This is a genomic window from Streptomyces davaonensis JCM 4913 (genome assembly GCF_000349325.1).
Taxonomy (GTDB): Bacteria; Actinomycetota; Actinomycetes; order Streptomycetales; family Streptomycetaceae; genus Streptomyces; species Streptomyces davaonensis.
In genome coordinates this window covers 5783298-5803202 of sequence record NC_020504.1, presented here as the reverse complement: position 1 = coordinate 5803202, position 19905 = coordinate 5783298, and the positions used below count along the sequence as shown (strand labels likewise).

Below are 19905 nucleotides of genomic sequence, written 5' to 3'. Positions count from 1 at the left end.
GAGTTGCCGCTTTCGGTCACGCGTCGTCACCTTCGCGCATCGGCACCCGGACACCCTTGTCGTCCGCCACGGACTCGGCGATGTCGTAGCCCGCGTCCACGTGCCGGATGACGCCCATGCCGGGGTCGTTCGTCAGCACGCGTCGGATCTTCTCGCCGCCCAGCTTCGTGCCGTCGGCCACCGTGACCTGGCCGGCGTGGATGGAGCGGCCCATGCCGACGCCGCCGCCGTGGTGGAGGGAGACCCAGGAGGCACCGGAGGCCACGTTGACCATCGCGTTCAGCAGCGGCCAGTCCGCGATCGCGTCGGAGCCGTCGAGCATCGCCTCGGTCTCGCGGTACGGAGAGGCGACGGAACCGCAGTCGAGGTGGTCCCGGCCGATGGCGAGCGGCGCCTGGAGCGTGCCGTCGGCGACCATCTCGTTGAACCGCTCACCGGCCTTGTCCCGCTCGCCGTAGCCGAGCCAGCAGATCCGCGCGGGCAGACCCTGGAAGTGGACCCGCTCACCGGCCATCTTGATCCAGCGGGCGAGGGACTCGTTCTCCGGGAAGAGGTCCAGGATCGCCTTGTCGGTCTTGGCGATGTCGGACGGGTCACCGGACAGCGCCGCCCACCGGAAGGGGCCCTTGCCCTCGCAGAACAGCGGGCGGATGTAGGCGGGGACGAAGCCGGGGAAGGCGAACGCCCGGTCGTAGCCCGCGAGCTGGGCCTCGCCGCGGATGGAGTTGCCGTAGTCGAAGACCTCGGCACCCGCGTCCATGAAGCCGACCATCGCCTCCACGTGCCGCGCCATGGACTCCCGCGCGCGGGTGGTGAACCCGGCCGGGTCCTTCGCCGCGTAGGACGCCATGTCGTCGAAGTCGACGCCGACGGGCAGGTACGCCAGCGGGTCGTGCGCCGAGGTCTGGTCGGTGACGATGTCGACGGGGGCGCCCTCGGCGAGCATCCGCGGCAGCAGTTCGGCGGCGTTGCCGAGCAGGCCGATGGAGAGCGGGCGGCGGGCGTCGCGGGCCTCGACGGCGAGCTGGAGGGCGTGCTCCAGGCTGTCGGCCTTCACGTCCAGGTAGCGGTGCTCGATGCGCCGCTCGATGGCGCGCGGGTCGCAGTCGATGCAGATCGCGACGCCGTCGTTCATGGTGACGGCGAGCGGCTGGGCGCCGCCCATGCCGCCGAGTCCGGCGGTGAGGGTGATCGTCCCGGCGAGGGTGCCGCCGAACTTCTTCGCGGCGACGGCGGCGAAGGTCTCGTAGGTGCCCTGGAGGATGCCCTGGGTGCCGATGTAGATCCAGGAGCCGGCGGTCATCTGGCCGTACATGGTCAGGCCGAGCTGCTCCAGGCGGCGGAACTCCTCCCAGTTGGCCCAGTCGCCGACCAGGTTGGAGTTGGCGATGAGGACGCGCGGGGCCCACTCGTGGGTCTGCATGACGCCGACCGGGCGGCCGGACTGGACCAGCATGGTCTCGTCCTGCTTGAGGGTGCGCAGCGTGCGGACCATGGCGTCGAAGGAGCGCCAGTCGCGGGCCGCCTTGCCGGTGCCGCCGTAGACGACGAGCTTGTCGGGGTGCTCGGCGACCTCGGGGTCGAGGTTGTTCTGGAGCATCCGCAGGGCGGCTTCCTGCTGCCATCCCAGGGCACTCAGTTCCGTACCGCGCGGCGCTCGTACGGGGCGGGGTCCTGACATGGTCTGCCTCCTAGCGGATGGTGCTGCCGGATTGTTGCTGTCGCTATTCACATCCTGACTTCCTGAATAGAGCTAGTCAATACGTTCGTGCGCCAGCGAGACCGCGCCGCGGATGTTTGTCTGGATACGTGGTCACGGGGAACGACACGACGGGGGATGCGGTGGACAGCGTCAAGGTCGGACGGACGGACGACGACGAGCGGGCGGCGCGCCGGGACGAGGCGGTGCGGGCGGCCGTGGAACAGGGGCTGCTGGGGCCGGACTCCCCCATCGTGGGCCTGCTGGACGTCACCGGCATCCGGGAGTCGGCGGCGGCCCTGCGGGCGGCGTTCGACGCGGTCACCGCGCCCGGCACCCCGGTGCTGCACGCCTTCGCGGTGAAGGCGACCCCGCTGGTGCCCGTGCTGCGGCTGCTGCGCGAGGCGGGGATCGGCGCGGAGGTGGCGAGCCCCGGGGAGCTGGCGCTGACGCGGGCGGCGGGGCTGCCGCCGGAGCGCACGGTCCTGGACTCGCCCGCGAAGACACCCGCCGAACTGCGCGAGGCGCTGGCGCTCGGTATCGCGGTCAACGCCGACAACCCGCAGGAGCTGGACCGTATCGACGCGCTGATGCGGTCGGCGCCGAGCCGTTCGCCGCTCGGTATACGGGTCAACCCGCAGGTGGGCGCGGGTGCCATCGAGGCGCTGTCGACGGCGACGGCCACCTCGAAGTTCGGGGTGGCGCTGCGCGACGAGGGGGCGCGGGAGTGGGTGGTGCGGGCGTATCTGGAGCGGCCGTGGCTGACCCGGCTGCACGCGCACACCGGGTCCCAGGGCGTGCCGCTGTCGCTGATGGCGCGGGGCGTGGCGGAGACGTACGCGCTGGCGGAGGAGATCAACGGGCGGCTCGGGCGGCGGCAGATCGACACGATCGACATCGGCGGCGGGCTGCCGGTGAACTTCTCCTCGGACGCCACGACCCCGACGTACGCGCAGTACGCGCGGCTGCTGAGCGAGGCGGTGCCGGGGCTGTTCGACGGGCGGTACGGGCTGGTCACCGAGTTCGGACGGTCGCTGCTGGCCAAGCACGGGACGGTGCTGGCGCGGGTGGAGTACACCAAGAGCGCGGGCGGGCGGCCGGTGGCGGTGACGCACGCGGGCGTGCAGGTGGCGACGCGGACGGTGTACGCGCCGGCGGCCTGGCCGCTGCGGATCGCCGCGTACGACGCGAAGGGGCGGCCGAAGACGGGGGCCGAGGTGGTGCAGGACGTGGCCGGGCCCGCCTGTTTCGCCGGCGACCTGCTGGCCGAGGCGCGGGCGCTGCCGCGTCTTGAGCAGGGGGATCTGGTGGCGGCGCTGGACACGGGCGCGTACTACTTCGCGCACCACTACGCGTACAACTCCCTGGCCCGGCCGGGCATTCACGGCTTTGTACCGGACGGGTCCGGGGGTGTCGCCTTCGCGACTGTCCGGGCGGCGCAGAGTCTCGACGCGATCGTGACCGAGGCCGGAGGGGCGCACGCGTCCGCGCTCACCACCCTCCGCGCACCCGGGAGCCGTTGACGCGCTCCGGCGGATCTGCGGTTCAACTGGTCCGGAAACATGGTCAGTTGACCCACCTTAGCCATTCGCGGCATGTTCCGCCGGAAAATGCCAGAACCCTCACTCCCCACCCACACGGTGCGTAGTTTCGGCGTCACTCAGCCGAACCCGAGGTGGGAGGGGAGCCGGGGTGCCCGGAATCGACGAGTGTCTGCTGGAGGCCATGCGGCTGCCCGGCGCGCGGGGTGCGGCGCTGGTCGACTGGACCAGCGGACTGGCCCTGGGCACGGTCGGCGAGTCCCCGGGCGGCGATCCGGAGGCGAGCGCGGCGGAGACGGCCGAGCTGGCCCGGCTGGCCGCGGAGCACCGGGCGTTCGCACCGTTCGGGGAACCCGGCGCCGAAACCGATCCGCCCGTCGAGGATCTGATCCTCAGCAACCGGGACAGCTATCACGTGCTGCGGTTCGTGTGGACGTCGTTCGACAGCAGCGTGTTCCTGCATCTGTGGCTGGGCCGCGAGGAGGGCAATCTCGCGCTGGCCCGGATCCGGCTCGGTGAGCTGGCCGGACGGCTGGTGCTGGGATGACCGCGCTGCACGCCACCCCGGCCGGTCTGCCGCCCCGGCTGCCGGTGCGGGACCGCAGCGGGGCCGCGGAACGGGTGCCGCGGGGGCTGTCGCCGATGCTGAGCCGGCTCGCCGCCGAGCGGGCCACCGGGGTGCTGCTGCGCGAGCGGGGCACGCTGTATCTGGCCGAGGGCCGGGTGGTGCACGCCGAGAGCCCGGCCGCCCCGGGTCTCGACGTCCTGCTCATCGCGCACGGCACCCTCTCCCCCGACGCCTGGCAGGACGCCGTCGCACGGGCCGACGAGCGGCACGGCGCCGCCCGGCTCCTGGTCGACAGCGGGCGGCTCACCCCGGGCACGCTGGAGCTGTGCCACCTGAGCGCGCTGTACGACGCCGCGTACTTCGCTCTCGCCCCCAGCAGCGCCCCGGGCCGCTTCCGCTACGGCACCGGCCACTGGCTCGGCCCCGTGCGCCCGGTGCCGGTCTCCGCCCTGGAGCGCGAGACGCTGCGCCGCCGCGACCTGCTGCACCGCATCTGGCCCGACCCCGGCACGGACACCGCACCCCTGGCCCGAGCCGACCCATCACCCCGGCTCCCGCCCCTCACCGCCCGCCAGCAAGCCGTCCTGGCCCTACTGGACGGCACCCGCACGGCCCCGGACATAGCCCGCGCCCTGGGCCGCCCGACGTTCCACACCCTGGTGGACATACGCCGCCTGGCAGCAGCGGGCGCCCTGAAGCCGCACCCTCAGGCACCGGACACCGCCTCGCGAACCCAGGCACCGGGCCCCGCCCAGCGGCCTCCGGCTCCGGGTCCCAACCCGCGAAGCCAGGCACCGGGACCCAACCCGCGGCCTCAGGCACCGGGCCCCGCCCAGCGGCCTCCGGCTCCGGGTCCCAACCCGCGACCCCAGGCACCGGGCCCCGACCCACGACCCCAGAGCCCCGGCCCCGGCCCCGGCCCCGACCAGGCACCGCCCACCCGGGCCCCCCACGGCACCGCCCCGCCAAGCCCGGCCACCGGGCGAACCGTCCCCCGGGCCCGTCCCCCGGCGCCCGCCGAGCGACTCACCCCCGACGCCACCCGGAGCACCCCACCGGCCCCGGCCACCACTTCCCCACCGCTTCCCACACGGCCCAACACCCCGTCCCCCGCCGAGCGGCCCACACCCCGCACCACCTGGAGCACCCCACCGGCCCCGGCCACCGCTCCACCGCCGCTCCCCACACGCCCCAACCCCCCGTCCCCCGCGGAGCGCCTCGCGCCCGACCACCCCGACATTGCCCTGCTGAAGAGAGTCCGGGATGCGCTGGAGGCCCTTTGACCGACAGAGGAGAAACCTGATGGCCGCCGAGGCGCCGATACTCGACGAGCTTCACCGGCTCAGAGCCCGCATCCCGCAGTTGACCGGCTCCCTCGCGGCCAGCGTCGACGGCCTGGTCGTCGCCGAGGACGCCCCGGACGTGGAGCCGGATGGCGTGGCCGCGCTCACCGCCGCCGCGCTCGGCGTCGCCGTACGTCTGGCGGACGCCACCGGCCGCGGTGAGCTGCGGGAACTGCTCGTCCGCGGACGGGACGGCTATGTGGCGACGTACGCGGCGGGCCACGCCGCCGTGCTGACCCTGCTCGCCAAGGACGACGTCAGCGTCGGCCGGCTGCATCTGGAGGGCCGCCGCGCCGCCGTCCGGATCGGCGAACTGGTCGACGAGGCGACGGACGAGACCAAGAGCCGTACCCCCGCGCGGGCCCCGGCCACCCGGGCGAAGGCCCCGCGCGAGCGGCGCACCACATCCGCCCAGTCGCGAACCGCACAGTCGCGAACCGCACAGTCGCGCTCCACCGAGCCCCGCTCCACCCCACCCCGAACCACCCAACCGCGCACCAGCACGGAGAGTTGAGAGGAAGATCCATATGGCGAACACCGAGACCTCGCTCAAAGAGGCGCTGACCGGGATCGAGGGCGCGACCGGCGTCGCGCTCGTCGACTACACCAGTGGCATGGCACTGGGCACCATGGGCGGCAGCAAGAGCTTCGACCTGAACGTGGCCGCCGCCGGCAACACCGATGTGGTGCGCGCCAAGATGCGCACCATGGAACACCTCGGCCTCAAGGGCGAGATCGAGGACATCCTGATCACCCTGGGCGACCAGTACCACCTGATCCGGCTGCTCAGCGGCCGCAGCGGCAACGGCCTCTTCCTGTACCTGGTGCTGGACGTCAAGCGGTCCAACCTGGCGATGGCCCGCCACCAGTTGAAGAAGATCGAGCAGGACCTGGAGGTCTAGGAGACCGGTCAGACCAGCGCGTCGGCGCGGCGGCGGGCCCCGCCCGGGGCCGCGTCGCCCGCCGCGATGCCGGTGCCGCGGTAGGCCCTGACCGCCTTCCCCGCGGGACGTCCGCCGCGCGCCGCGAGCCAGTCCACGCGCACCCACAACAAGGTGTCGTCGGCCCGTTCGCGGCGGCCGATCCAGGCGGACTTCAGCCACAGCCCGGTGCCCGCCCCGGCGAGCAGCATGCCGCCCGCGGCGGGCACCGCGAACGCGCTGCCCAGGGCGGCGGCGAAGGCGAGCACCAGCCACCAGCGGTGGCCGCGGCGCCAGACCCGCACGGTCACCGCGCGGTCCTGGAGCACATCGTGCTTGCCCGCGCGGGCCGCCCCGCGCATGAGGGCGCCGTACCGCCTGCGCCGCCGGTACGCCACCGCCGCCGCGGTGACGAGGAACAGCGCCGCGCCCGCCATCACCCCGATCCGGCGCCCGGTCACGCCCGGCACCAGTACGCCGATCCCGGCCGCGCACAGCCCGAGCCAGAACAGCGGTGCCGCTCCGGCCCGTACGACGACGGCCACCCGAGCGAGTCCCTGACCTCCGCGTGCCACGATCCCCTCCTCGTCGCGTCAACTCATGTGGCGGGGAGGTTAGTGGGCATACGTGAGACCAGTCTGAGAAGACCGTCCCACTGCACGAACCGGCTCACTCCACGAACAGACCGCGTGCCGCCGCCCGCGCGTCGAACTCCTCAAGGCGGGCCTGCGCCTCCGGCAGGTCGTCGCACATCGCCTCCAGCAGCACCCGCCCCAGCAGCATCGGGGCACAGGCGGTGTCGAAGGCGAGCCCGGTGCCGACGGCCGCGGGCAGCAGCAGATCGGAGACCTTGGCGACCGGCGCGAAGGCGGAGTCGGCGACCGTGACCACGGTCAGCCCGGCCTGCTTGGCGTAGCCGAGGGTGTCCAGGACCTCGCGGGGGTGCCGGGGCAGCGCGAAGCACAGCAGCGCCGAGGCGCCCGCCCGGACACAGGCGTCGATCCGGTCGTGGACCATGGTGCCGCCCTCGTGCAGCAGCCGGACGTCGGGGTGGACCTTGGCCGCGAAGTAGGCGAAGCCGTACGCCTGGGAGGCCGCCGCGCGCAGGCCGAGCACCGGCAGCGGGCGGGAGGCGGCGAGCAGCCGGCCCGCCTTCTGCACGGGGCGCGGGTCGGCGAGCAGCTCGGCCAGATGCCGCAGGTTCTCGATCTCGGCCTCGACGGCCTGCTGGTACTCGTTGTAGGTGCGCGCGGCGGCCACCGGCTCGGCGGGCGCGACCTCGCGAAGGTGCCTGCGCAGCGCGGGGTAGCCGTCGAAGCCGAGGGCGACGGCGAAGCGGGTCACCGAGGGCTGGCTGACCCCGGCGAGTTCGGCCAGTTCGACGCTGGAGAGGAAGGGCACGTCGGCGGCCTGGCGCACCATGCTGTGCGCGATGCGCCGCTGGGTCGGGGTGAGCCGGTGCCCCTCGAAGAGCGCCTGAAGGCGCGCCGCCGGGGTGTCCACCGCGTTCCTGTCCGCGCTCATCCCGCGCTTCCCCTCCAGATCTCCGTGAACCGGTCGAGCAGCCGCGCCGCCGCCGTCACGTCGTCCGTGAGCGGCCGGTCGGCCTGGTCCTCTTCGAGCACCGCCTCGGCGAGCTCCAGCGCGCGGCCCGCCGGAAGTCCCGGCTCGGGCCTGAGGTCGCGCTGGCGCAGCGCCCGTACGGCGGCGACGAGTTCGCAGCCGACGACGAGACGGTACGCACCGCACGCGCGCAGCGTCTGCCGGGCGGCGAGCGAGGCGAAACTGGCCTGTTCCTCGACGCCCCGGGAGAGTACAGCGTGGCCGAGGGAGGCGGGCGCCGAGAAGGCGCGCAGGTCGCCGAGGGCGGCAGCGGCGGAGTACTCCAGGATCATCACGCCGGACGAGGCGGGCTCCTGGTCGGCGAGGAAGGGCTTCAGCCGGGTGTAGGCGGGCTCGTTGAGGGTGGAGAGCCGGGAGGTGGACAGCCTGGCCACCTGGGTGACGGCCAGCCGGAAGTGGTCCAGGGCGAGGGCGAGCCCGGCCTGGTAGAAGCCGCCGTGGTGGTAGGCGGCCAGGTCGTCGACCGCGATCAGCGGGTTCTCGGCGGCGGCGTTGATCTCCACCGCGAGCACCGCCTCCAGGGCGTCCGCCGCGTCGTGCGCGGGCCCGTGGATCTGGGGCAGACAGCGGAAGCCGTACGGGTCCTGGATCCGGCCGAGCGGAGGTGTGGGCCGGTCCGCGGCACCGATCAACTCCCGCATCCGGCGGGCTACTTCGCCGGAGCCGCGGTGCGGGCGGGCCTGGTGGACGGGAGCGGCGTAGGGCTCGTGGGAGCCGTCGACGGCGAGCAGGGAGAGCGCGGCGACGACCTGGGTGGCGGCGATGAGCCCGCGCAGTTCGTGCAGGGCGAGGGCGGCCTGGCCGAGGGTGAGGGCGTTGCTGCTGATCAGGGCGAGCGCGTCGTTGTTGTCGAGCGGCTGCGGCTCGGGGGCGCCGGTGCCGCGCCAGGGGTGCTCCCCCACCAGCGCAAGGCCCACCTGGGCGAGCGCCGCGAGATCCCCCGTACCGACGGATCCGAACTCGTTGACGACCGGATGCGCCCCGCTCTCCAGCGCCTCGCACAGCGCCGTGACCACGGTCGGGCGGAGCCCGGCACCGCCCGCGAGCAGCTGGTTGGCCCGTACGGCGAGCATGGCCCGCACCTGCCGGGCGGGGAGTTCCGCACCGATGCCGCCCGCGTGGCTGCGCAGCAGCCGCAGCCCGTGTCCGGCGGCGGCCTCGGTGGGCACGTCCTCGTTCCGGTTGGCGCCGACGCCGGTGGAGCGACCGTAGACGCGTCCGGTCGCGGCGATCTGCCGGGCGGTGTCCCAGGAGCGGGTGGCCCGCTTCATCGCCTCGTCCTGCGGGACGGGCCGGGCGGCCCCGTCCGCGAGGCGCACCACATCGGCGACGGAGAGTCCGCGGCCGTCGAGGAGCACCGACCCGGTGTCCATGACCGCGGGCCCGTCCACGACCGGAGACGACATCAATCCCGAACCCCCATCGACCGTCGCTCAGCCTTCAGTCGTTCAGCCTTCAGCCCTCGGCTATTCAGCCACCATGAATCTTGCATGACGTTATGCAGCCAGGCAACAAGACCGCCCGTCGGCAGCGGCGCCACCCCCAGGTCCAACAGGGGGGATATCCCCAGTGCCCGGACCGCCCGCACTGCCTACCGTTGTCCTCATGACCGGACTAGACGCGCGGGACACCGAGCTGAAGAAGGAACTCAACGCCACCTTGCAGGCACGCAGGGAGCTGGGTGAGGAGTACGAGTCCGCGCTGGTCGACTCGTTCCTGGAGAAGGTCGACCAGCGCATCGACGGAGCGGTCGAGCGCCGGGTACGCCGGCAGCTCGCCGAGCAGCAGATGGTGGTGGCCCGGGGTGCCCGGTCACCGAAGCCGACGGACTCCTGGGGCGAGCGCTTCGGCTTCGGCATCGTCTCGCTGGTCCTCGCGATCCCGCTGTCCGGCATCGGCGGCGGGGTGGCCCATCTCCCCGGCCTGCTGGTCGCCTGGGCGGGCATCGTCGGCGTGAACGTCGTGCAGGCCGCCCGCACCCACCCGGACCTGTTCCGCCGGCGTCGCAAGTCCCGGCAGGACAGCGACTGGGAGGACTGAGCCCGGGGCTCAGGCCTGCCGGGTGGGCAGCACCATCACCTGGCGCAGATTGACGTGCCGGGACCGGCTCACCGCGTACACCACCAGGTCCGCGACCTCCTCGGAGGTCAGCGTGCCGATCGCGGACACCATCGCGTCCAGCTCACCGACCCGCTCGGGGTCGGTGATGTGGTCGCGCAGCTCGCTCTCGGTGAAGCCCGGCTCGACGTTGGTGATCCGGACGTCCTTCGGGCCCAGCTCGGTGCGCAGGGACTGGGAGAGATGGGTCACCGCGGCCTTCGTGGCGCTGTACACCGCGTAGTTGGGGAAGGTCAGATGCGCGGCGATGGAGGAGATGTTCACCAGGTCCGCCGTACGCCCCTCGGCGGCGGCGTCCACCAGGTCGGCGGTGAAGGCGCGGGTGACCCGCAGGAGCCCGCTGACGTTGGTGTCGATCATCCGCTGCCAGGCCGCGGCGTCCCCGGCCTCGATGGGGGCCGCCAGCATCACGCCCGCGGAGTTGACGACCAGGTCGACGGCCCCGTACGCCTCGCGCACCCGCCCCGCGGCCTCCGCCACGGACGCCTCGTCGGTGACGTCCGCGGCCACCGCCAGCGCCTGGCCCCCGTCGGCCCGGATCTTGCCGGCGAGCGCGTCGAGCCGCTCCGCGCGCCGGGCCAGCAGCGCCACCCGCGCCCCGTGCCGGGCCAGCAGCACGGCGACGGCCTCACCGATCCCACTGGCGGCCCCGGTGACGACGGCGGTACGCCCGGCCAGATTCTCGTACGACATCACAGGCTCCCTCGGTAGCGACCGGGGTCTTTCCCCGGCGGCACCGCCCACCTTGCGCGCCCGCCGCGGCCGTACCCAGGGATGAGCTTTTCCTGGGTCTGACAGAACCAGGCTCCCGGCCCGCCGCCGCCCTACGATCGAGGGCATGGACGGGGAACTCGGAGACTTCCTGCGCACACGCCGCGCCCGCATCCAGCCTCAGGAGGTGGGCCTGCCCAGCTACGGCCGCCGCCGCGTCCCCGGCCTGCGCCGCGAGGAAGTGGCGCAACTGGCCGGGGTGAGCGTCGACTACTACGTCCGGCTCGAACAGGGCCGCGGCCCGAGCGTCTCGGACGCCGTGCTGGACGCGGTCGCGCGGGCGCTGCGGCTGGACCCGGCCGAGCGCGACTACCTGCACACCATCGCCCGGCCCCGCCGCCGCGAGCGGACCGCCTCGGTGGAACCGCCCCGGGTGAGCCGGAGCGTCCAACTGCTGCTGGACGGCATGGACCGCAACCCCGCGTACGTCCTGGACCACCGGATGGACGTGCTGGCCTGGAACGCCCTCGCCGACGCGGTGCTCGACTTCGGCGGACCGGACCGTCCGGCCGGGCTCAGCATGCCGCGCCGCGCCTTCCTCGACCCGGCGGCCCGCTCCCTCTACCCGGACTGGCCCACGATCGCCGCCCAGACCGCCGCCCACCTCCGGATGAACGCCGGCCATCACCCCGAGGACCGCGAACTGGGCGCCCTGGTCGGCGAACTCTCCGCCCGCAGCGAGGACTTCCGCCGGCTGTGGGCCGACCACCTGGTCAAGCCCTGCGGCTGCGGGGTCAAACGCATTCAGCACCCGGTCGCGGGCCTGCTGGTCCTGCCGTACGACACCTTCACGGTGGCACCGGACCAGACGGTCGTCTTCTACGCCCCGGAACCGGACTCGGAGACGGCGGAACGGCTTGCGCTGCTGGGGAGTTGGGCGAGTTCCGAAGCCCGCTAGAACCGACGCCGGTCGGCGAAAGAGATATCGCGGGGACCGCCGCACCCCCGTTGCCGGGGGGCGGGACGACGGCGGTCCCCGCGAGGGACGTGGACCGGGTCAGGACCGGGTCTCACGTCCGGCGTCCATGGAGGTCCGGGAGCCGCTCCGGAGGTCCTTGGACGTTCGGCGCCGGCCGGGGCGGGGAGCCGCTCCCGCCCTGCCGACACCCACTAATGTGCCGGACGCGTGTTAAGCGGGTGCTGCGCGGACGTGACACGCTCGTACCACTTCCGCGAAGCGACGAAGGCAACTGATCACCGTAAGTTCGTCGCCGACACGGTCCGTTCACCGCACGTTCGCCGCTACTTCCCGCCCTTGGCAAGGAAGGCCAGCAGGTCCTGACGGCCGATCACCCCGGTGGGCTTGCCCTCGACGAGGACGATCGCCGCGTCCGCCGTACCGAGCACGGCCATCAGGTCGCCCACCGGTTCACCGGAGCCGACCTGCGGCAGCGGGGCCGACATGTGCTTCTCCAGCGGGTCCTCCAGCGAGGCCCGCTTGGCGAACAGGGCGTCCAGCAGCTCCCGTTCCACGACGGAGCCGACGACCTCGGCCGCCATCACGTCCGGGTGACCGGCGCCCGGCTTGACGATCGGCATCTGGGAGACGCCGTACTCGCGCAGCACGTCGATGGCCTGACCGACGGTCTCGTCGGGGTGCATGTGGACGAGGGACGGGATCGCGCCGTGCTCCTTGTCGTTGAGGACGTCGGCGACGCGGGCGCTGGGGCCCTCGTCCTCCAGGAAGCCGTAGTCGGCCATCCACTCGTCGTTGAAGATCTTGCTGAGGTAGCCGCGGCCGCTGTCCGGCAGCAGGACGACGACCACGTCGTCCTCCTCCAGGCGCTCGGCGACCCGCAGCGCGGCGACCACGGCCATGCCGCAGGAGCCGCCGACCAGGAGGCCCTCCTCCTTCGCCAGCCGGCGGGTCATCTGGAAGGAGTCCTTGTCGGACACGGCGACGATCTCGTCGGCGACGGTGCGGTCGTAGGCGGTCGGCCAGAAGTCCTCACCGACGCCCTCGACGAGATACGGCCGCCCGGAGCCGCCCGAGTAGACCGAGCCCTCGGGGTCGGCGCCGACGACCTGCACCTTGCCGTCGCTGACGTCCTTCAGATAGCGGCCGGTGCCGGAGATGGTGCCGCCGGTGCCCACGCCCGCCACGAAGTGGGTGATCCTCCCCTCCGTCTGCTCCCACAGCTCGGGGCCGGTGGAGTGGTAGTGGGAGAGCGGGTTGTTGGGGTTGGAGTACTGGTCGGGCTTCCAGGCGCCGGGCGTCTCACGCACCAGCCGGTCGGAGACGTTGTAGTACGAGTCCGGGTGCTCCGGGTCCACGGCGGTCGGGCAGACGACGACCTCCGCCCCGTAGGCCCGCAGCACATTGATCTTGTCGGTGCTGACCTTGTCGGGGCAGACGAAGATGCACTTGTAGCCCTTCTGCTGGGCCACGATGGCGAGCCCGACCCCGGTGTTTCCGCTGGTCGGCTCGACGATGGTGCCGCCGGGCTTGAGCGCGCCGGACTCCTCGGCGGCCTCGATCATGCGCAGGGCGATCCGGTCCTTCACCGATCCGCCCGGGTTGAAGTACTCCACCTTGGCCAGGACGGTCGCCTTGATGCCCTTGGTCACGCTGTTGAGCCTCACCAGCGGGGTGTTGCCGACGAGACTGATCATCGAGTCGTGGAATTGCACCGTTGTCTCCGGATGCTGCAAAAGATGCGGTCGTTAGTGGTGAAGCCAGCCTATGGCCTGCTAGGCACCCATGACGGTCGTTCACTGCCCGTTGGGATTGGGCCACGGTCCGTGCGGGGCAAGCAGTGGATGTACGGGTTCGAGGAGGTGGCGGCAAGGCATGACGAGCATGTCGAGGGCGAGGGTGGCCCGGCGGATCGCGGCCGGCGCCGCGTACGGCGGCGGTGGGATCGGGCTGGCCGGGGCGGCCGCCGTGGGTCTGGTGCTGGCGGAGGTCCAGCTCGCCAAACGCGCCGTGGGCAACGGCGGCACCGCTCCGCACCCACCGAGCGCGGAGGGCCTGTACGGCGACGGCATGACGAGCGCGGGCGAGCCCCCGCTGCGGCTGCTGATGCTGGGCGACTCCACGGCCGCGGGCCAGGGCGTACGGCGGGCCGGGCAGACGCCGGGGGCGCTCTTGGCGTCGGGGCTCGCCGCGGTGGCGGAGCGCCCGGTGCGGCTGCGCAACGTCGCCCTTCCGGGCGCCCGCTCCGACGACCTGGAACGCCAGGTGTCGGAGGCGCTGGCCGACTCCGGCCAGGTGCCCGACATCTGCGTGATCATGATCGGCGCCAACGACGTCACCAACCGCATGCCCGCGACCCGCTCGGTGCGCTGTCTGGCCACGGCGGTACGACGGCTGCGCACGGCCGGCGCCGAGGTGGTGGTCGGCACCTGCCCCGACCTCGGCACCATCGAGCCGGTCCAGCAGCCGCTGCGCTGGCTGGCCCGCCGGGCCTCCCGTCAGCTCGCCGCCGCCCAGACGATCGGCGTCGTCGAGCAGGGCGGACGTACGGTCTCGCTCGGCGATCTGCTGGGCCCGGAGTTCGCGGCGAACCCGCGCGAGATGTTCGCCGCGGACAGCTACCACCCCTCGGCGGAGGGGTACGCCACCGCGGCGATGGCCGTCCTCCCCACCGTGTGCGCGTCACTCGGGCTGTGGCCCGCGGAGGAGGAGCGCCCGGACGTCTCCCGCCGCGAGGGCTTCCTGCCGGTGGCCCGGGCCGCGGCGGAGGCGGCGTCCGAGGCGGGCACGGAGGTCGCGGCGGCGATGCCCACGGGACCGCGGGGTCCGTGGGCGCTGCTCAAGCGCAGGCGCCGGCGCCGGGTCGGAGCGACGGAACCGTCCCCGACCAGCGCGTCAGGGGTGTGAAGCGGAATCCACTGCTCCTGGCGAGCCGCCTTCCGTACACGCACAGTTCACCGTGCGAACGAGGTGAGGTCACCGGATCACCCCCGGCTTTGGCGAAGGTGTGCTTTCGCTGTCACGCCGCTGTCAGGAGCACGTCCCCGCAATGGAAAAGCCGCCCCCCAGAGCCACCGCACGGACCCGTGACCCCTGGTGGGACAACGCCCGGTTCGTGTCCGCCGCGCTGATCGTGGTCCTGCACACCGTCGGCAGCCTGATGAGCCGCTACGACGCGCTCGGGGCGTACCACATCGGCACCTGGGCCTTCCGGGTGCCGCTCTTCGTCATCCTGGCCGGTGTCTTCAGCAGCGGCGGCCCGCTCGGCCCGCGCCATCTGCGCACCCTGCTGAGCAGCATCGCCCTGCCGGCCCTGATCTTCAGCGTGCTGTACTCGCTGGAGGTGTACGCGCTCGGCGGCCGTTTCACCCTGCACATCACCCAGCTCCCCTGGACGCTGTGGTTCCTGATGTCACTGTTCTTCTGGCGGCTGCTGCTGCCCCTGGTGGTCCAACTGCGCCATCCGCTGCTGGTCACCACGGTCGTGTCGCTGGCGGTCGGGTACGTGGACGAGTTCGGCATGCAGTTCTCGGCCAGCAGGACCCTGGTGTACATGCCGCTCTTCTACCTCGGCCGGCAGCTGGGCCAGGGGTGGCTCCAGGACTGGTTCCGGGCCCGCTGGAGCCTGCCGGTGGCCGTGGCGGGGGTGCTCGCCTCGTTCACGGTGGGCTGGCTCTGGCACGCGAAGGTCCTCGGCACCTGGCTGTCGATGCGGCACGCGTACCAGGCCGACACCCGGCTGGGCATGGAGGGCGCCTGGGTGATCCGTCTGCTGGTCCTGGCCTCGGCCGCGGCGCTGGTGCTGTGTCTGCTGCGGCTGATACCGAAGCGGCGGCTGCCGTTCGTCTCCGCCCTCGGCTCCGGCGGCTTCACCATCTACCTGCTCCATCCGCTGGTCATCCTGCCGTTCCGGGAGCGGGGCCACATCGCCCGCGCCAACACTCACCTGGAGCTGCTCGCCCTGATGGTGTGCGGGGTGCTGCTCGCGGCGGCGCTCGGTTCACCGTGGGTGCGGCGCATGGTGCAGCCACTGACCAAGCCCCCGGTGGACTGGCTGTTCACGCCGATGCCGGCGCAGCCGACGCCGACCACCATCACGCCCCCTAAGCAAGCGCTTGGAAAAGAGTTCCGCATCACACCCTGATGGCGGTGACCGAAGGCTTACGTACGGGTAACTTGCCCCGTACACCCCTCTTCCGTCGTCGTCTGGAGCCGTGATGCCCGAAGCCGTGATCGTCTCGACCGCCCGCTCCCCCATCGGCCGCGCCTTCAAGGGCTCCCTGAAGGACCTCCGCCCGGACGACCTCACCGCCACGATCATCCAGGCCGCCCTCGCCAAGGTCCCCGAGCTGGACCCGCGCGACATCGACGACCTGATGCTCGGCTGCGGCCTTCCCGGCGGCGAGCAGGGCAACAACCTCGGCCGGATCGTGGCCGTGCAGATGGGCATGGATCACCTGCCGGGCTGCACGATCACCCGGTACTGCTCCTCCTCGCTCCAGACCTCGCGGATGGCCCTGCACGCCATCAAGGCCGGTGAGGGCGACGTCTTCATCTCCGCCGGTGTCGAGACGGTCTCCCGCTTCGCCAAGGGCAACTCCGACTCCCTGCCGGACACCCACAACCCCTTCTTCGCCGAGGCCGAGGCCCGCACCGAGGCCGTCGCCCAGCAGGAGGGCACCACCTGGCACGACCCGCGCGAGGACGGCATCGTCCCGGACGCCTACATCGCGATGGGCCAGACCGCCGAGAACCTCGCCCGCTGGAAGGGCGTCACCCGCGCGGACATGGACGAGTTCGGCGTCCGCTCGCAGAACCTCGCCGAGGAAGCGATCAAGAACGGCTTCTGGGAGCGCGAGATCACCCCGGTGACGCTCCCCGACGGCACGGTCGTCAGCAAGGACGACGGCCCGCGCGCGGGCGTCACGCTGGAGGGCGTCTCGGGCCTCAAGCCCGTCTTCCGCCCCGACGGCATGGTCACCGCCGCCAACTGCTGCCCGCTGAACGACGGCGCCGCTGCGGTCGTCATCATGAGCGACACCAAGGCCCGCGAGCTCGGCCTCACGCCCCTCGCCCGTATCGTGTCGACCGGCGTCTCCGGCCTCTCCCCCGAGATCATGGGCCTCGGCCCGGTCGAGGCGTCCCAGCAGGCGCTGCGCCGCGCCGGTCTCACCATCGACGACATCGACCTGGTCGAGATCAACGAGGCGTTCGCCGCGCAGGTGATCCCCTCCTACCGCGACCTGGGCATCGACCTCGACAAGCTGAACGTCAACGGCGGCGCCATCGCCGTCGGCCACCCCTTCGGCATGACCGGCGCCCGCATCACCGGCACGCTCATCAACTCCCTCCAGTTCCACGACAAGCAGTTCGGTCTGGAGACCATGTGCGTCGGTGGCGGCCAGGGCATGGCGATGGTCATCGAGCGACTGAGCTGACCGTAGCCGTCGCGACACCTTGAGTGACTCATAGGCCCGGAACCCGGTAACCGCCCAGGTTCCGGGCCTATTTGTGATCCAATCTCCCCCAGGATGTGACCTATCTCCCTCAGACGAGGGATTTCCGCAGGTCAGAGGCGTCACACCAGCCTCGCCAGGCCCAAAGCCCTGTCCGGTTCGTGACGTTACGCACTGACAGATGGATAGTCCACCCTTCAAGCTGATGTAGGAAGTCGGGGGTCGACTTTGAACCGGGAGTACGTCAGTGAGCGCCATGCCGATCGCCCTGCTGCTCACCACGGCCGCCACCGGCGCCGTGGGCGTCGCCGTCCTGCGCACCCTCATGGTGCTGCGCCGACAGGTCGCGGCCCTGCACACCGAGCTGGCCGCGAACAACGCGGCCGCGGCACGGGGTCTGGTGCCGGCCGCGCGTCCGGCCGCGGACACCGATGAGATACGCGCCGCCGTGGCCGAGGCCCTTGCGGAGGAGCGGGAGCGGGAGCTGGCCGAGGCGCGCGCGTTCTGGGCGGCCCAGGAGGCCCGTGACGCCTCCGACGCCCCGACCCTGCTGGGTCTGAGCGACAGCGAGCTGTTCCTGCCCCGGCAGGCCGATTTCGTGGGCCTGGAGCCGCTGGAGCCGGTCACCGAGCCGCCCGCGGACGCCGAGGAGTTCGCCGGGGACTCCCCCGAACTGGCCGCGGCCCGCCGCCGGCACCCCTCGCACCCGGACTTCGTGCCGGTCCAGTCACCGGTCGTGAACGACCACGAACGCACGGTCGCCACCCTGGAGGAGCTGGCCTCCTCCGCCACCGAACTGACCGACGTCCGCCCCGGCCCCCTCGGCACCCTCGACGTCTACGTCTTCGCCGACGGCACGACCCTCTGCATGACCCCCGGCCACCGCGAAACGGCAGAACGCCTTTCCGAGGCGCTCCGCGCGGGCCGGACCCCGGTCCTGCTGGGCGGCTCGGGCATCTCGGGCGCGTACACGCTGACGTTCAAGTGCGGCGAGGAGAACGTCTATATCTTGGCGGACCGCGTAATAGCGAGCTTGTAAGCGCCGCGGCGGGACGTGCCTAGGGGCGCGGGGCTGTATCAATGTGCGGCTCCGCCGCGTGGGCGCGACCAGCCACAACGGACCGGCAGCCGCCAACGCACCTCAGACCCCCGCCTTCTTCTGCGCATCCTCCACCAACCGAACAGCCTCAGAAACCTGGCCCTCGTCCATCAACACGAGGGCCAAGTCATGCACGGCGACGGTAATTTGATCAGCGGCCGCGAACATCCCCGCGTCCGGCATCTCCCGAGGCTCCCCCGAGCGACCTTCAAGAAGCTGCGCCCGCCGAGCCAACTCCCTGGCCAGCGCCAGCGCTTCCGCGGCAGCCCCCCGTTGCAGACGGGACTGCGGCGCCGCCCGCAACCGGTCGGCGAAGTGATCCACAGCCTGGGTCAGACGCGTCGTATCCACCACGCCGCAACCGTACGCGCCGAACCGGGACTGTTGCCAACACGCGAACGCTCAGGCACGGTGACCTGAAGGACCGGCTTACATCCCCTTTGCGTCCGGAGGCGCCGATGTCCCACGTCCTCTCCGAGGAGACCCACCGCAACATGCTCGCCCGCATCCCCCACTGCACCGGTCGTGAAGTCTCCGACTGGCTCCGCACCGTAGAAGACGGCCCCGCCCTCGTCCGCTTCGAGGAGAAGGTCAGCTGGCTTCGCCACGAATACGACCTCGCGTACGGCCACGCGAAGGCGATCGTCCATGAGTACGACCTGAGGAGGGCGGCGCGCAAATTCCTCTAGGCGCGCACAGACGACGAAGGGCCCCGGGAACGAACCCGGGGCCCTTCACCGCGAAACCGTCGCAGATCAGTCGCTGCTGTTGAGGATCGAGATGATCCTCAGGAACTCCATGTAGATCCACACCAGCGTCAGCGTGAGGCCGAAGGCGGCGAGCCAGGCCTCCTCGCGCGGGGCACCGTAGGCGATGCCGTCCTCGACCTGCTTGAAGTCCATGGCGAGGAACGCCGCACCGAGCAGGATGCCGATGACGCCCATGAGGATGCCGAGCGGGCCGCTGCGGAAGCCGAGGCCGTCACCGCCGCCGAAGACCGAGAACAGCAGGTTGACCGCCATCAGCATGATGAAGCCGAGCGCGGCCGCCATCACGAAGCCGACGAAGCGGCGGTTGACGCGGATCCAGCCCGCCTTGTAGGCGATCAGCACGCTGACGAAGACACCCATCGTGCCGAGCACGGCCTGCATGGCCGCGCCGTCCGCGATGCGGTTGTCGACCACGCTGGAGACCACGCCGAGGAAGACACCCTCGAACGCGGCGTAGGACACGATCAGCGCGGGCGAGGCCTTGCGCTTGAAGGACTGCACCAGCGCCAGCACCATGCCGATCAGGCCGGCGCCGATGGCGATGCCGTACGAGCGGTTGATGTTGGCGTCGTCGACCGGCAGGAGCGCCCAGGCGAGCGCGGCGGTGACGATCAGGATGCCGAGGGTCGTGCCGGTGCGCATGACGACGTCGTCCATCGTCATGCGGCCGGTGGTGACCGGGGCCTGCGGCGGCGCGCCGTGCTGAAGGTCCGGCTGGCCGTAGGGGTTCTGCGCGTACGGGTTCTGGGCGTACGGGTTACCACCCTGCGGCTGGGCATACGGGTTGCCCTGCGTGCCCACAGCGGCGCCCCCGGCCTGCGGCTGGGCGTTGAAGCCCGCGTAGCCGTTGTCGCGGCTGAACCCCCGTCGCGAGAAGACCGGGTTGCTGCTCCTCATTTCACTCCTCCATGGCCACCTTGCGCAGCCTTGGGCTCAAGAGTAATGGAAAGGCAAAAGAAAGACTCTAGTGCTTGGGGAGGATCTTTCCCTTGTCATGCTGCGCAACACGCTACGTGGGTCCCTGATTCCCGGCACCGGAGGGGCCCATTCATGACCAACCCGCGACACGTCCGGAACCCGT

At 72.0% G+C, this 19905-nt stretch carries 20 protein-coding genes; 12 read left to right on the top strand and 8 right to left on the bottom strand.

Features of this window, described 5'->3' with window-relative positions:
* Positions 1–16: 16 nt before the first annotated feature.
* On the bottom strand, positions 17–1681 hold the full coding sequence (hutU, locus tag BN159_RS25760; protein ID WP_015659933.1) for a urocanate hydratase: 1665 nt from the start codon (positions 1679–1681) through the stop codon (positions 17–19).
* Between the two features lie 128 nt (positions 1682–1809).
* Between hutU and BN159_RS25755 the strand changes: the two genes are divergently transcribed.
* From BN159_RS25755 to BN159_RS25735, 5 genes are all read left to right on the top strand, one after another.
* A complete protein-coding gene (locus BN159_RS25755) occupies positions 1810–3222 on the top strand; it encodes a type III PLP-dependent enzyme domain-containing protein (protein ID WP_015659932.1) in 1413 nt (470 codons plus the stop codon).
* 169 nt (positions 3223–3391) lie between these two features.
* The gene (locus BN159_RS25750) at positions 3392–3787 is read left to right on the top strand and encodes a hypothetical protein (protein ID WP_015659931.1); all 396 of its coding nucleotides are present in this window, start codon (positions 3392–3394) and stop codon (positions 3785–3787) included.
* Positions 3784–5091 carry a hypothetical protein gene (locus BN159_RS47775; protein ID WP_015659930.1) on the top strand — a complete coding sequence of 436 codons (1308 nt, stop codon included), beginning with the start codon at positions 3784–3786 and terminating at the stop codon, positions 5089–5091. Before BN159_RS25750 ends, BN159_RS47775 begins: the two co-directional genes overlap by 4 nt.
* Positions 5092–5110: 19 nt before the next feature.
* Positions 5111–5665 (top strand): roadblock/LC7 domain-containing protein, encoded by a 555-nt coding sequence (locus BN159_RS25740; protein ID WP_015659929.1) that lies wholly within the window; start codon positions 5111–5113, stop codon positions 5663–5665.
* 13 nt (positions 5666–5678) lie between these two features.
* A complete protein-coding gene (locus BN159_RS25735; protein WP_015659928.1) occupies positions 5679–6053 on the top strand; it encodes a secreted protein in 375 nt (124 codons plus the stop codon).
* 8 nt (positions 6054–6061) lie between these two features.
* On the opposite strand, the gene BN159_RS25730 is transcribed toward BN159_RS25735, so the two are convergent.
* The 3 genes from BN159_RS25730 to BN159_RS25720 all read right to left on the bottom strand — a co-directional run bounded on the left by BN159_RS25730 (position 6062) and on the right by BN159_RS25720 (position 9100).
* Positions 6062–6646 (bottom strand): hypothetical protein, encoded by a 585-nt coding sequence (locus BN159_RS25730; protein WP_015659927.1) that lies wholly within the window; start codon positions 6644–6646, stop codon positions 6062–6064.
* A 94-nt stretch (positions 6647–6740) separates the two neighbouring features.
* Positions 6741–7595: a MurR/RpiR family transcriptional regulator gene (locus tag BN159_RS25725; RefSeq protein ID WP_015659926.1), complete on the bottom strand. Its 855-nt coding sequence runs from the start codon at positions 7593–7595 to the stop codon at positions 6741–6743.
* Positions 7592–9100 carry an aromatic amino acid ammonia-lyase gene (locus BN159_RS25720; protein WP_015659925.1) on the bottom strand — a complete coding sequence of 503 codons (1509 nt, stop codon included), beginning with the start codon at positions 9098–9100 and terminating at the stop codon, positions 7592–7594. The genes BN159_RS25725 and BN159_RS25720 overlap by 4 nt, the downstream gene beginning before the upstream one ends.
* 199 nt (positions 9101–9299) lie before the next feature.
* Between BN159_RS25720 and BN159_RS25715 the strand changes: the two genes are divergently transcribed.
* Positions 9300–9734, top strand: coding sequence for a membrane protein (locus BN159_RS25715; protein ID WP_041819840.1), 435 nt, complete (start codon positions 9300–9302; stop codon positions 9732–9734).
* A gap of 9 nt (positions 9735–9743) precedes the next feature.
* Here BN159_RS25715 and BN159_RS25710 read toward each other — a convergent pair whose 3' ends face one another.
* The gene (locus BN159_RS25710) at positions 9744–10505 is read right to left on the bottom strand and encodes an SDR family oxidoreductase (protein WP_015659923.1); all 762 of its coding nucleotides are present in this window, start codon (positions 10503–10505) and stop codon (positions 9744–9746) included.
* Positions 10506–10650: 145 nt separating this feature from the next.
* Between BN159_RS25710 and BN159_RS25705 the strand changes: the two genes are divergently transcribed.
* A complete protein-coding gene (locus BN159_RS25705) occupies positions 10651–11481 on the top strand; it encodes a helix-turn-helix transcriptional regulator (RefSeq protein ID WP_015659922.1) in 831 nt (276 codons plus the stop codon).
* A gap of 344 nt (positions 11482–11825) precedes the next feature.
* On the opposite strand, the gene BN159_RS25700 is transcribed toward BN159_RS25705, so the two are convergent.
* Complete coding sequence (locus BN159_RS25700; RefSeq protein ID WP_015659921.1) at positions 11826–13214, bottom strand: cystathionine beta-synthase; 1389 nt, start codon at positions 13212–13214, stop codon at positions 11826–11828.
* A gap of 160 nt (positions 13215–13374) precedes the next feature.
* On the opposite strand from BN159_RS25700, the gene BN159_RS25695 reads away from it, so the two are divergent.
* The 4 genes from BN159_RS25695 (at position 13375) to BN159_RS25680 (ending at position 17994) form a co-directional block, all read left to right on the top strand.
* A complete protein-coding gene (locus BN159_RS25695; RefSeq protein ID WP_015659920.1) occupies positions 13375–14406 on the top strand; it encodes an SGNH/GDSL hydrolase family protein in 1032 nt (343 codons plus the stop codon).
* Between the two features lie 142 nt (positions 14407–14548).
* Positions 14549–15643, top strand: coding sequence for an acyltransferase family protein (locus BN159_RS25690; protein WP_015659919.1), 1095 nt, complete (start codon positions 14549–14551; stop codon positions 15641–15643).
* A gap of 73 nt (positions 15644–15716) precedes the next feature.
* The gene (locus tag BN159_RS25685; RefSeq protein ID WP_015659918.1) at positions 15717–16937 is read left to right on the top strand and encodes an acetyl-CoA C-acetyltransferase; all 1221 of its coding nucleotides are present in this window, start codon (positions 15717–15719) and stop codon (positions 16935–16937) included.
* A 274-nt stretch (positions 16938–17211) separates the two neighbouring features.
* Positions 17212–17994 carry a hypothetical protein gene (locus BN159_RS25680; RefSeq protein ID WP_193384342.1) on the top strand — a complete coding sequence of 261 codons (783 nt, stop codon included), beginning with the start codon at positions 17212–17214 and terminating at the stop codon, positions 17992–17994.
* A 102-nt stretch (positions 17995–18096) separates the two neighbouring features.
* Here the strand turns inward: BN159_RS25680 and BN159_RS25675 are convergent, their stop codons facing one another.
* Positions 18097–18408 (bottom strand): hypothetical protein, encoded by a 312-nt coding sequence (locus BN159_RS25675; protein WP_078598877.1) that lies wholly within the window; start codon positions 18406–18408, stop codon positions 18097–18099.
* A gap of 104 nt (positions 18409–18512) precedes the next feature.
* Between BN159_RS25675 and BN159_RS25670 the strand changes: the two genes are divergently transcribed.
* The gene (locus tag BN159_RS25670; RefSeq protein WP_015659915.1) at positions 18513–18743 is read left to right on the top strand and encodes a DUF4287 domain-containing protein; all 231 of its coding nucleotides are present in this window, start codon (positions 18513–18515) and stop codon (positions 18741–18743) included.
* A gap of 66 nt (positions 18744–18809) precedes the next feature.
* Here the strand turns inward: BN159_RS25670 and BN159_RS25665 are convergent, their stop codons facing one another.
* Positions 18810–19721 (bottom strand): Bax inhibitor-1/YccA family protein, encoded by a 912-nt coding sequence (locus BN159_RS25665; RefSeq protein ID WP_015659914.1) that lies wholly within the window; start codon positions 19719–19721, stop codon positions 18810–18812.
* Positions 19722–19905: the final 184 nt, after the last annotated feature.